Raw genomic sequence first — 13,554 nt, 5'->3', positions numbered from 1 at the left:
AAAAAAATCAAAAATGGATTCAATTGAAGTTAGTGGTATTCGCGCTTACGGATATGTGGGCTATTTACCCGAAGAGCGAGTACTAGGACAATGGTTTGAGGTAGATTTGACCTTGTGGGTCGATTTAGTACCTGCGGGCAAAAGTGACAATATAGAAGATACTTTAGACTATCGAGAAGCGATCGCCATTGTTAAGCAGCAAATTACCACCGCTAAGTTTGATTTAGTCGAAAAGCTAGCTAGCGCGATCGCGGATCAGATATTAGGTTTAGACAAGGTTAGCCAGGTTCGTGTCAAGCTATCAAAACCCGCAGCACCAATTCCTGAGTTTAGCGGTCGGATTACTTTGGATATAACTAGAAGCTTAGCTTAAATCTACAGAAATACTCAAGTTTGACAATTCGTAGGAATACTTAATACTTTGTTGTTTAAAATTAGATTTTAGGCATTTCCGACCAAGGAGAATTTAATTTAATTGGGCAATTTAATAATAGAAGGCAAATAAAATCATCGGGCGGTCAACGTTTTCAGGAAGCCTCAAAACTACGTCCGTTTAATTAGTCGATTAGATTTAAGTCGATTTTTTCAACGCTCTCTCAAGTTAAAAGTCATTTTAAATTATCAATAAAGGACTCTTGGTCGATGAATAGAAAAATAAAATTAACCACCAATTTAATTTGGCAATATTTTAATCAGCAGCTTGGTCACCAGTATTCTGTTTGGAACGTCAGGCACTTTTGGTACTTATATCAAATTACTTTATTTAAAAAATGTTGGGAGCAAGAATGTTCTCAAGAGAGCAAGTCGCAATATTAATTTGAGCCTAAATAAAGCAAATTTACTCCAAGCAAACTTTATGGCAATATAATTTGTGCCGAACAATTAAAAAAATAGATTGTCAATAAACTAACAAAAAATTATTGGCAGTCTTTTTTTTTGCTCTGGCATTTTCCCCAAAAGCCACTTAATTATTTCTCTTGCAGGTTAATATTATCCGAGTTAATGGCTGCTGTTTATTGAGATAGCCAAGATCTAATAATTCTAAACTACCACCCATTGTTTCTAATAGAGTTTGAGATAATAATAGCTTCATGTTGGCTGACAGGCTAATCTCTTGTAAAAATTCGCGAATTTCGGCTAAATCATTCGGATTAAAATTGGGTTCAGTTGAAGTTGATTCTTGCCACAAAACAGCAGGACATTCTAAGTCGATTTCAACCTTCACGCTATCGAGCGTCACTTCAGTAGTTGAGAGTTTAATTGTCCCTCTCTTCATTAAAGAAATGCCACTGTCAATTAGGTTAAAAATCAACTGAACTAATCGAGAGCGATCGGCAAAAACATAAACTTCCGAATCAGGATTGACGATTTCTAATTTTAAATTACGGTTAGCAGCCTGAAGATGAGTAAGACGATCGATTTCCCTAAATATTTCTGCAAGCTGAAGCGATTCTAGGTGTAGACTATTACTGCCATATTCTGTTTTAGAAACAGCAACAATCTCATCAATCAGCTTCATTAACTTTAAGGCAGAGTGATAAGCCTGAGCAATAAATTCTTTTTGTTCTTCGGGACTTTCACACAAATCTGACAAAATTAATTGATGCAAACCAATCAGACTGCTAAGAGGCGATCGCAGTTCATGAGAAGTTCTAGCTAAAAAACCCGCCTTGAATTGGCTCATTTGTGCTGCCATTTGATAAGCAAGCTGCGCCTGTTTGAGTTCTTCTTTTAGCTCATCAATTTCATTCATAATTCAAAGAAATAGATTCAAAGTAAAGTTTATTACATGAAACATTGCTAACTACTGCTGTTTTTTGCGTTAGCTTTTACCCCATCAATTTAGTTTTAGACTACTACTTTTATTGTATATTGTAACGATTGATGTCAGGCTTCAGTAACTTGGAACTAATGTAATATAACATTTTAAGATTATTTAACCAGTTATGCTTTCAAATTAAATAGTTACACTTCCCTGGCGCAAAATTTGCCATCCTTGATTCTGCCAACAAACTACTGTAGAAGGAAGTCCACTAGCCAAAGCACCGCTTGCTGATGAATCTAGCCAATCAAGCACCAAAATATCTGGAAAAGCTCGCTCAATTGCTTCCATCGTCATCAGAGTATTTTGCCCTGAGATATTAGCACTGCTGGTAGCTAAAACACCAGTTTGCTGCAATATGTTGAGTGCAATGGGATGATTGGGAATTCTAATGCCGACGGTGTTGGACTCGGTTGGATTAACTGCCGCAGGAACTTTGGCAGAGGCGGGTAGCACTAAAGTAAGCGCACCAGGTAAATATTGACCGATTAAAGATTGCCACGCTGTCAATTCTGAGCGGGTGTAAACCACATAGGGCAGTAAATCTTGAATTGATGCTCCTAATAAAATCAATGGTTTATCATGAGAACGCTGCTTTAGCTGATAAATCTGCTTTGCCGACTCGGGTTTTACGGCTAATGCTGGTACGGTATCGGTAGGAAAACTGACTACTTTTCCTGCGATCGCTCCTGTAATTAGATCTGCCTGAGAAACTTGTACCATAAACGCTCGATTACTTTGATTGATCAAATAACTTTTATCATACTTAAATAGTTAACGGCGGTAGGCTAGAACAAAGCGTTCAATGCCATTAAGATCTGAGTACGATTTCACATCATCATATTCTCCCTGATGTTTCAATAGTTCAATTACTGTACTAGCTTGACCAGTCATCAATTCTACCAGCCAGATTCCTCCTGAAACTAAATATTGAGGAGCAGTTTTAACCAAATAGCGCAAATCGTTTAAACCATCATGACCTCCATCAAGAGCGAGACGAGGCTCATGGCAGGCTACTTCTGGCTGTAAATGGTTTATCTGTGCGGTAGGAATATAAGGCGGATTAGAAACCATTCCTGTTACTTTGCCTTGGAGAAACTCTAGGGGACTCCACCAGCTACCCTGATAAAAGCGAATATTTGATTCTAGATTTAAATTAACCGCATTTTCTCGAGCAATTTGTAAAGCATCACTGCTTAAATCTACTGCGTGGATCGTAGCTTGAGGAAAAACATCTGCCAAACCCAGGGCGATCGCACCGCTACCAGTGCCTAAATCTACCCAATGTCGATCGCCTTTAGAAATTAGATTATTTTCTTGAGCTAGATCGATAATTAATTCTGTTTCTGGACGAGGAATTAAAACTGCTGGGGTAACCTTTAATTGAAAACGTCTCCAAAAAACAGTTTCCAGCAAGTATTGAACTGGTAGACGTTCTTGAAGACGCTGTTGCCATAGCAATTTTAGCTCTGACAGGGTTTTATGACTTTCAAGCTGTGCTTGATTTTGGAATGTACCCAGACGTAAAGACAGGCGATCTAAGCCAGTTAAGCTCTGAAGTAACCAATCAACTTCAGCTAGATCTATATTGTTAGCGATCGCCGTTTTTTTTGCCTGTTGATACCAACGGTGTAGTTCTTGACCAGAAATGTTAGACAATTCTAATTAATTCTGGGGTGCTACTGGTGCTGGTGCTGCTTCTGGAGTTGTTTCAATTGTTCCTTCTTCTCCTCCTGTGGGAGATGGAGCTACGTTTTGTAAAAACTCAATTGATTCACTTGATGGTACTAAAACAATTTTTTGTAGTATCTCATCCGAACCTGTTTCGAGAGTTTCAATTACTCCTTCTAGGGGATGAACCTCAATATTTACATTAGCAGCAACTTCTGGTTCTTGTTCTTTAAACCTGGCTACCATTTGTTCTAACTGTTGTTTGTCAAAGAAAAAAGGAATAACCTGCTGAGAATTTCTTTCAAAGGTTAAGTAACCCTTACCTTCACCACCTCGCGCTACAAATAAAGGTACTCCACCTTTGTATGGTTGCTGATTAGCTTCACCGATAGTTTTGGCTGAACTTACGGCTTCTTGTTCAGGTACATAAGCAAAATTTAGGGGATTTTCTTGAGTTTTAGCAGATTCAGCTAGTTTGTAAACCTCTCCTAATGAAACTGGTACAACCTTGACTTTTTGTGCTAGTTCGGGATTTTCAGTTTTTAACTGATTGACAAATTGGTTAGCATCATCCTGAGAAATAAAAACCCCTGCAACTTTGGCCTGATCTTCTCCTGATGCAACTAAAGGCGCACCTTGCTCGTCGGCAATTGTAAACACTGGAACAGGATCGAGTTTTTCTAAAACTTGTTCTTGAGGCAAGGCATTTGCAATTAGATTTTCGAGTATTCCCCAGCTAAAAAAACTTACTCCGGCAACTCCTAAAGTAATGCTCCAACGGACTAATGGTTTAATCATGGCTTTTTGCCTCATTATAGTGTTTACTGTTTGCTTAATTGTGTCTAAAACCTGTGAATTACTTGGTAACTAGTTAAATTATTTTATTGATTGGCTCACTTATTTAAACTTACAATGCTCATCTTAACTATTTAAAACTTTGAGCATTAGACTAATATTATTACTCATTATCCTGCCTGTACGAAGCTAATTTTGTTACGCAAATCTAATCATATATTATCTCAAATTAAATTATTAGATATTCGATGATAGACAATTTGTGATCTGGATAAAAATTAGGCAATCGAGACTTCGATCACCAATTTTCACGTAAATTACCACAAATGTAATTCTATCAGCAAATTCTCGTCTGAAATAACGAAACCGTTAGGGAAGTATCTGTTGCCTAATCATTTAAATTTGAGATATAGAAGAATTTTATTGCCTATTAAAGTATATTTGATTTTTAATTAATACAATAATTAAAATTGCTCATAAAAGTGCATCACCACCGATGGCTTTTTATAGTTATAGAAACTATATAAATGTAGTATCTTTTTTAGTATACATAATGGATTTAACTAAACTTAAGTAGACCAAGAATATAAATTCAAGATATTAACTTCAATATCTTTGGTTTTTGAATTGCAGGGCAAGCAAATAACACTGAAAATGTTCAAAAATTAGATGTCTGTCGCAACTTACCATTTTTTCGACCAAGCATAGGGACGATATGTATAAGCATCAAAACCTGATTCGTCTATATACACTAGGTCTTTTGAACTCTGTTGAATAATAATTTTACGTAAGCTTCTTAAGAATTAGTCAATCTGTTTTTTCATCTAACTTTTATTATTTCATATGTTTCCTATTTGAAATGACTATACCCAACGAGAATCGCGATTAACCAGAAAAACGTACAAGGGAGTATTGCTATAGACCAAATTAGAACGATTGACAAAAGTAGAATAGTCGCACAAATTAGTCTTCTCGATGACCAAACAGCGATGTTAGTTAGCGATCGCTATTGTTGAATTTTTTCACTACTAAAATCATACGTAAAAGATTTTTGTTGCCTTTTGCCTATTTTCAATCAGAATATCGATTTTTGAATTAAATCCCTGTTGGCAATGAAGGGGCAACCAAGCGCGTTACTACAGCAACTAACACACTTGGATCGATAGGCTTGGCAAGGTGTTGGTGAAATCCTGCTTGCAAAACTTGGCGTTCGTTGGCTTCTCCTGCATAAGCAGTTAAGGCGATCGCCAGAAGATCGCGATACTGAGGTGGAAGTTGGTTACGGATGTAATCGATCAGCATATAACCATCCATCTCTGGCATTCCGATATCGCTGACGAGCAAATCAGGTTTATTGTGTTGTATCGATTGCAGCGCCTCGCTCGCCGAGGACATGGCGAGGGTGTCTGCACCTGCTTGCTCTAGTACAAAGACGACAAAATCTCGTGAGTCAGGCTCATCATCGACAACGAGAATTCTCATCCCAGCTAATGGAAGAGATAAGGGGCGAAGGATAGAGGATGAATCTAAATTTAATTCCTTCTCCTGCCCTTGTGACTCGAAGAGTGGTAATCTGATCGTAAAGGTGGCTCCTTGGTCTTCGCCAGCGCTGTCGACAAAAACGCTACCGCCATGGAGTTCGACTAATTGATGTGCGATCGCCAGTCCCAGTCCTAATCCACCAAATTGGCGAGTTGTGGCGCCATCTTCTTGGCGGAAACGCTCGAATACATAGGGCAGGAAATCAGGAGCAATGCCTTTGCCAGTATCGGAGACTTGAATTTGAGCCTGGCAATCGATTTGTGTTAATCGAACCTCGACTCGGCCGCCATTAGGCGTGAATTTTACGGCATTTGATAAAAGATTCCAGACGATTTGCTGTAAGCGACCTGCATCCCCTGAAACTTCGATAACATCGGAACTGAATACTGTCTGAATTTGAATATTTTTGGCTTGTGCAGCTAATCTAACTGTTTCTAGGGCAGCCGTAATCATTCTTGCCAGAGGCACGGGAACTACATTTAAAGCCAGTTTGCCCCGCAGAATGCGCGACACATCGAGTAAGTCTTCGATTAATTGCGACTGTAGTGTGGCATTGCGCCTGATCGTTTGTAAAGCCTCGGCGGTTTGGGTGGCATTCAGTCTGCCTGTTAGTAGCAGTTGCGACCAGCCTAAAATCGGATTGAGAGGCGATCGCAGTTCGTGAGATAGTACTGCCAGAAATTCATCTTTAATGCGATTAGCTTTCTCCGCTTCTTTTCTTGCGGCTTGTTCTTGTTGTAAAATGCGCTCGCGATCTCGTTCAATTTGAACGCGCTCGCTAATGTCTGCCGTAGAACCAACCACGCGAATCACCTGCCCACTGGCATCGCGGAGCAAACAACCCCGATCCCAAACATATACCCAGTGTCCATCAGCATGGCGAACCCGATATTCAACGCTGTAGCTATCTTGCAGCGTGCCATTGGCAGCAAACGCCGCTTTCCAATCGAAATGGCTCCTAGCTTGGTCTTCAGGGTTGATGCGCTCTGTCCACCAATCTGCTGTAGGAAGTGCTGCTTCAGGATGAACCCCAACCAGTCGCAACAGACCTTCAGAGCGGTATATATGGCCCGTTTGCACATTCCAGTCATAAATAAGTCCGGTAATAGCACGAGTCGCTAATTGGAATCTTGACTCGCTCTCGCGTAGCGCTTCTTCGGCTTGTTTGCGATCGGTAATATCAGCGACCAGTCCCAGCATCCAAGTTGCTTCTCCTTGATTCTGGTAGATGTACCCACTTACCCAAATCCATCTCACCTGGTCGTCAGCACGGCGAATACGGCACTCAAAATCCCAGGGTTCGTTACTGTTGATAGCGCTTTGATACTGGCGATTGATTTCTTCTCGCGCTTCGGGCAGAACATGGTCGAGAAACATTTCGTAAGTCCACTCTGGTAGAAGGGACTCGTAGCCGAAAATTTTATCGTGTCTGAGAGAACGGGAAGCCGTACGATCGCTTAAATTCAAATCCCAATCGCCAAACTGAGCTGCTTCCAGCAAAAACTTGAGCCGCGCTGTGCTTTCTCGAACGGCAGCTTCGGCTTGTTTACGATTGCTTAAGTCGACAATAAATACTACCGATTCCTCTCTAGCTTCTCCAATCAAGCTATAGCCGATGAGGACTGAAACTCGGCTACCATCCTGGCGAATATATTCTTTTTCATAAGGTGTACAGGCTCCTCTGTCCCTTGCCTCTGCAATTGCCTGCTCGTCCAGCGGCAGCCATTCTGGTGGGGTGATGTCAACCCAGCTCAGCCGCTCTGCTTCCAAGTCTTCGCGAGTATAACCGACAATCCTCAGTAGCTCGTCATTGGCTTCATAAATCGCGCCATAGATATCGCCAAACATAATTCCTACAACATTGGCTTCCACAAAACTTCTGAGTCGTGCCTCAGATGCAGCGTTCGCCTGACGAGCCTGCACCTGAGCCGAGATGTTGCGAAAATAGCAGACCACGCCGTAGCGCCCTTCAGCAAGTGGGACGCGATTGATTTGCCACTGGTAATATTCAGTTATTCGGCGATCGCGACGCTCTTCAATCAGTTCGGGGACAAAGTATGCCTCTCCCGTTTCCAGCGTGTGACGAAACCATTGAACCACTTCATCTGCATCTTCTGGCGGCCACATTCTGTGGATTACCTCGTCAAAGTCTTGCCCAATTAAATCGACGATCTTCTCAAAAAAGGGCAGAGCAATCGGGTTTACCTGCCGAATCCGAAAGTCCTGGTCAATTAAGTAAATACCGAATGGTGCTGCGTCCAAGAGTGTCTGTAACTGTGCCTCGTTCAAGCGCAACGCTGCTTCTGCCTGCTGACGCTCTAGCTCGGTCGCAATTCGACTGGCAAAAATTGTCAGCAACGATTCTGCTAGATTTACATTCTCTAGGGGTTCACCATCCATCACCCCTAGCAAACCCAGGACAGTGCCGTTAGAGTCCAACAAAGGAGCTGCTACATAGCTCTCGACGGAGAGTGGTTTAAGCAGGGGCGCATTGGGAAATTGAGCCTGCACATTACGCGGGTAGCAACAAATCTTTCGCTGCTCGATCGCTGACCAGCACGGTGTCTCTTGCAGCGCATATTCTAGGTTATCGACGATCTGACCGTGGGCGCAGGTGGCGATCGTTCTCATCATTTTCGGGTCATCGCCTTCGACCAAACCAATATAAACATAATCGGTATCTAAAACTTGGGCAAAGTGCTGTACCAGCGCATCGAAAAAAGCTTCACCTGTGACCGTCGCCACCCCTTGCGTAATTTCTTGCAGGGCCGCATCCAATTGGGCAATCTGATGAGCCGCCAATTTTAGTTCCAGTTCATCGACCACCATTGCTGCTAGATCGATCAGGGTTGCTTGTTGCTCTGCGGTTAACGGGTCGTGAGGCTGAGTGTCGAGCAGACAGAGCGTTCCTAGATTAAAGCCGTCATGAGTGATCAGGGGCGCACTTGCATAGAACCGCATACCTGGTTCGCTTTGCACAAAGGGATTGCTACAAAAGCGCTCGTCGAGTCGGGTATCGGGAATAATCAGCGGCTCATCCATCAACACCGCCAAGCTACAAAGTGTGGCATGGCGAGAGATTTCGTGGGCATCAAAGCCAATGCTGGACTTAAACCAGGCTCTTGACTCATCTACTAGCGAAATGAGCGCAGTGGGAACTTGAAACAGTCGCGCTGCTAGAGTGGTGATGCGATCGAAGGATGCTTCGGCTGGCGTATCAAGAATTTTATAGCGATGCAGCGCTGCTAGCCGCTCATTCTCGTTTGCAGGAATTTTTGGAGTCAAAGGCTTTTGAGGCAGTTGGTCAGTCATAGAAATTGGCAAGGGCGGTGGATTGGCGTTGGAATAAATGATCAATAGGGTTTTAGCTGTTGCGTTCGCTCAGCTCAGCGGTTTCTTTAGAGTTAGTAAAGTGCTAATCGCTCGCACCAACGCATCTGGTTCAATCGGTTTAGAGAGGTGCTGTTGAAATCCAGCCTGTAACGCCTGCTGTTGGTTAAAATCTCCAGCGTAGGCCGTCAGGGCGATCGCCAGAACGTTCCCGCCCTGTTGGGGCGGTAATGCTCGGATCTGCCGCATCAGCATATAGCCATCCATATCGGGCATACCGATATCACTGAGCAAGATATCTGGCTGACATTGCGTTAAGTTTGCCAATCCTTCCTTTGCGGTTGTGGCAGTTGTCACTTTTGCCCCTGATAGCTCCAGAACAAATGCGACAAACTCTCGTGAATCAGTCTCGTCATCAATGACCAAAATTTGCCTGCCATTCAAATTAAGAGATGGCTCAGAAGACTGGAGATCTGGAGTGACGGAAGTTTGAACGGGCATCAACGGCAGGTTTACGGTAAAAGTAGAGCCTAACTCTTCGCCAGAGCTGTCCGCCCAAACGGTTCCTCCATGCAGTTCCACGAGGTTACGGACGATCGCCAGCCCTAATCCTAATCCGCCAAACTTGCGCGTCGTCGCGCTATTTTCCTGCCGAAAATAGTCAAATACATAGGGCAGAAAATCAGGATGAATGCCCTTACCATTGTCGCTAACGCGGAACTGAGCCTGATCGCCAATCTGTTCTAGCTGCACGGTAATATGCCCACCAGGGGCGGTAAATTTGACCGCATTAGACAGCAGATTCCAAACGACCTGCTGTAAGCGCGTTGCATCCCCGAAAACTTCTCCCACTCTAGAATCGAGCGCTACGTCTACCGAAATGGACTTGGCTTCTGCCGCTAGATACACCGTTTCGATTGCGGCTTCAATCGTAGCTGCGAGATTGACCCGATTCACGTTCAGGCTAAGTTTTCCTTGGAGGATACGGGAGACATCCAGCAAATCTTCAATCAGTTCCGACTGTAGCCTGGCGTTCCGTTCGATTGTTTCTAGCCCCTGCTTGGTTTTTGACGCATCCAGGTTGCCATTTTGCAGCAGCTTTGACCAACCGAGGATCGGATTGAGGGGCGATCGCAACTCATGGGATAGCACGGCTAAAAACTCATCTTTAATGCGATTTGCTGTTTCTGCGGCTTCCCGTGCCGTTTGCTCCTGAGCCAGCAATCGGCTGCGTTCGGCTTCGAGCTGTTTGCGCTCGGTAATTTCGCTACAAAGATTGACAATGCCATCTGGGGTTGGATATAGCCGATTCTCAAACCAGCGATCCCAGGTGGGATAATAATACTCAAACCGAGTCGCGATTCGGTCATACATGGCTTGATGCAGGCGATCGTGGAATTCAGTCCCCAGCAGATCGGGAAACAGATCCCACAGATTCTGGTTTAAGAGATCTTCTTGGGGCTGCCCCAGCGCTACGGCAGCTCGATCGTTGAGGTAAGTAATTCGCCAATTGCGATTGAATACTATAAATTGATCGTTAATGCCAGCCAACACCGTTTCTAAACGAACGCTGACCGCCTCTGTCTCCGCGCGCAGCGCATATTCTCGTGTGGCGGCTTCTTGGCGCAGTTTAGCGAGCTTCAGCGTGGCTTCCACCCGTGCCAACAGTTCCCGTGCTGAAAACGGCTTGGTTAAATAATCATCGGCTCCTGCTTCTAGCCCTTCAAGGCGAGCTTCTTCCCCTGCCCGTGCAGACAGCAAAATAATCGGAATCTGCTGCGTCTTGAGATCCCTACGCAGCGATCGCAGAAGCTCAAACCCATCCAATCCTGGCATCATCACATCGCTCAACACTAAGTCTGGAGATAAGCGACGAATTGCATTCAGGGCAGCGATACCATCAGCAACGGCTTCGACTTCATATCGCTGGCTCAATAACCGCTTCAGGTAGTCTCGCATATCGGCGTTGTCATCTGCCAAAAGAATTCGGGCAGTTTGAGCAGATTCAGGCTTGAGGCTTGAAGTCCGAAGGGGTGCTGCTGAATTTAATTCAGAACTGAGATTGGAAAACTGAGTATTCGCTTCTGGTAGCCAGCGCGAGGCTTCTTCGACAAAGAAGTTAGTGACCTTTGCTGTGGACGCCAGGTTTTTAGACGTGTCGAGCTGCTCGGCGGAAAGATGCGCGTTTCCCTTACCAATAGTAATCGTAAAGCAAGTGCCTTCTCCTTCGACACTGGTAACCTCAATCGTGCCATGATGCAGCTGCACCAATTCCTGAACCAGCGAAAGTCCAATTCCCGATCCTTCAAAACTCCGTCCCTTTGCTCCTTTTACCCGATGGAATCGCTTGAATAGGTGCGGTAGCTCGGTAGCTGGAATGCCAATTCCCGTGTCTTGCACTTTTAGCTCAACCCTATTCTCTAGTTCCCGTAACTGAAGTGATATTTCCCCCTCCAAGGTGAACTTAAAGGCGTTCGAGAGAAGGTTGAGGACAATCTTTTCCCACATTTCGCGGTCAACATACACTGATTCGGACAGAATTGGGCAATCTACTACCAGACGCAGGTTTGCTCGTTCGATCGTCGAGCGAAATACCGATGCCAGTTCTGCGGTGTAGGTCGCTAAATTGGTGGGTTCATAGGTTCCCTGCGCCCGTCCCGCTTCAATACGGGAAAAGTCCAACAGCGTATTCACGAGCTTTAACAACCGCATTCCGTTACGCTGAACGGTTTCAATCCGGGCTTGCTGGGCAGGAGGTAAAGGTTCGGCTCGATCGCTTAAGGCATCTTCAGTTGGACCGAGCATCAGCGTCAGTGGGGTGCGGAATTCATGGCTGATATTACTAAAGAACACCGTTTTGGCACGATCGAGCTCAGCCAGCGCTTCGGCTCTTTGTCTTTCTTCTTCATAGGCTTGGGCGTTTGCGATCGCTGTTTTAATATTGCTGGCAACTAAGTCAAAAAAGCCTCGGTACTCATCATCGAACGCGAGTTGAGGGCTAATTCCAAGTATTAGAGTTGCTAATACTTGCTGTTTTTGACTAGCTTGAGCGATCGGTATTACGATCGCCTTTCGCGAAGCTTCATCCCAGACTCCGCCAGAGAGCGATCCAATTTGGGTGATTAAATCATCCACAATTTCGATGTTCCCGCTCCTTGTGACTTGGGCGAGCTTCCAGTAGTTATCATGTTCTTGAGTCAAATCGACCCGCTCTGGACTGACAGATGTCTCAGCGTCTACCCTGACTGTCCCCACCAAGCGAGCTTGGTTTCCATCCTGTTCAACCAAATACAATAGCGCAAAGGGAATATCGTAAGGATTCTTTGCCAGAGTGGCACTGGCAATCCGACAGGTCTCCTCAACCGATTTAGCTTCCACGGCACTAGACGCAAGTTCACGTAGTGTACTGAGTCGCCGCTCGCCAATTACACGACGAGTCGTTTCAGTAACGGCCGTGAATGCCCCGCCGACCTCTCCAGTTTGGAGGAAAATGGGGCTGTAGGAGTAGGTGAAATAAGCTTCTTCGGTATATCCGTAACGATCGACGAGCAGCAACATATCGTCAGACCAAGTTGCTTGCGCCGTTTCCAGTACGCCATTGAGCTGCACCCCAATAATATCCCAAATTTCTGTCCAAATTTCTTGTCCTGGTCGTCCTAGAGCCTTAGGATGTTTAACGCCCAAAATCTGTCGCCAAGCATCGTTGTAGAGCAACACGAGTTCCTTGCCCCACCAAATTACCATTGGGAAGCGGGAGTTCAAGCAGATACTCACGGCTATTTTCAGACTTGATGTCCAGCTAGAAACATTACCGAGAGGAGTTTTCGACCAATCATGCGATCGCATTAATTCAGCCATCTCGCTACTGCCTGTAAAAATCTGCTCGGCTGCTTGATGATGCTGGGTCATAATTCTGTTCCTCCATTGTGTCCACGCAACCAAGCGATCGCTATAATCTCAAAAACCAATTTCATTGAAGATACTTAATTATCTATACTAAATTTTTTTTATCTGCTTTCAAATAATCATCTAGCGCTCGTATTTCTCAAAATTCAATTATCAGCGACAAACCAGATTACGAACACTAATCTTCAAAAATGAGCTTAAAATTATCTTTTGCTTAACTTCCCAATATTTATTAGTAGATATTTATTAGTAGTTTCAACGAATACAAAAAATAGTGCGATCGCTTAACTGGGCTAAGATTTGTTCATAGTCAGCTAATGTTCCAGGAGAAAGAGCAATTTTATCTGGGGTAATAATAGGCAACATTGATTTTAATTTAAATTAAAGAGCGATTGTGAATGATTAATTATTACTACGTTTCTATTTATCTTTTATAATCCATCAAAACTATTTCCTGCAATATTATTTAAAAGTTAAACCCTCAATCT

Annotated in this window: 8 protein-coding genes; 2 read left to right on the top strand and 6 right to left on the bottom strand. The window is 43.9% G+C overall.

Features of this window, described 5'->3' with window-relative positions; translation table 11 throughout:
* Positions 1-13 precede the first annotated feature (13 nt).
* Both folB and V6C71_14930 read left to right on the top strand, forming a co-directional pair.
* Entirely contained in the window at positions 14-373 is a 360-nt protein-coding gene (folB, locus tag V6C71_14935; protein ID HEY9769764.1) for a dihydroneopterin aldolase, read from the top strand.
* Between the two features lie 269 nt (positions 374-642).
* Positions 643-816 (top strand): hypothetical protein, encoded by a 174-nt coding sequence (locus V6C71_14930; protein HEY9769763.1) that lies wholly within the window; start codon positions 643-645, stop codon positions 814-816.
* Between the two features lie 148 nt (positions 817-964).
* Here V6C71_14930 and V6C71_14925 read toward each other — a convergent pair whose 3' ends face one another.
* The 6 genes from V6C71_14925 to V6C71_14900 all read right to left on the bottom strand — a co-directional run bounded on the left by V6C71_14925 (position 965) and on the right by V6C71_14900 (position 13,069).
* Positions 965-1,753, bottom strand: a complete 789-nt coding sequence (locus V6C71_14925; GenBank protein ID HEY9769762.1) for a HAMP domain-containing sensor histidine kinase — start codon at positions 1,751-1,753, stop codon at positions 965-967.
* Positions 1,754-1,957: 204 nt separating this feature from the next.
* A complete protein-coding gene (locus V6C71_14920) occupies positions 1,958-2,545 on the bottom strand; it encodes an L-threonylcarbamoyladenylate synthase (protein ID HEY9769761.1) in 588 nt (195 codons plus the stop codon).
* A 51-nt stretch (positions 2,546-2,596) separates the two neighbouring features.
* Positions 2,597-3,481 (bottom strand): peptide chain release factor N(5)-glutamine methyltransferase, encoded by an 885-nt coding sequence (prmC, locus tag V6C71_14915; GenBank protein ID HEY9769760.1) that lies wholly within the window; start codon positions 3,479-3,481, stop codon positions 2,597-2,599.
* A 6-nt stretch (positions 3,482-3,487) separates the two neighbouring features.
* On the bottom strand, positions 3,488-4,291 hold the full coding sequence (locus V6C71_14910) for a Tic22 family protein (protein HEY9769759.1): 804 nt from the start codon (positions 4,289-4,291) through the stop codon (positions 3,488-3,490).
* Between the two features lie 1,092 nt (positions 4,292-5,383).
* Positions 5,384-9,142: a PAS domain-containing protein gene (locus V6C71_14905; protein ID HEY9769758.1), complete on the bottom strand. Its 3,759-nt coding sequence runs from the start codon at positions 9,140-9,142 to the stop codon at positions 5,384-5,386.
* 69 nt (positions 9,143-9,211) lie between these two features.
* The gene (locus tag V6C71_14900) at positions 9,212-13,069 is read right to left on the bottom strand and encodes an ATP-binding protein (GenBank protein HEY9769757.1); all 3,858 of its coding nucleotides are present in this window, start codon (positions 13,067-13,069) and stop codon (positions 9,212-9,214) included.
* Positions 13,070-13,554: the final 485 nt, after the last annotated feature.

It is taken from the genome of Coleofasciculaceae cyanobacterium (genome assembly GCA_036703275.1).
Taxonomy (GTDB): Bacteria; Cyanobacteriota; Cyanobacteriia; order Cyanobacteriales; family Xenococcaceae; genus Waterburya.
This window is presented reverse-complemented; position numbering and strand designations above follow the sequence as displayed.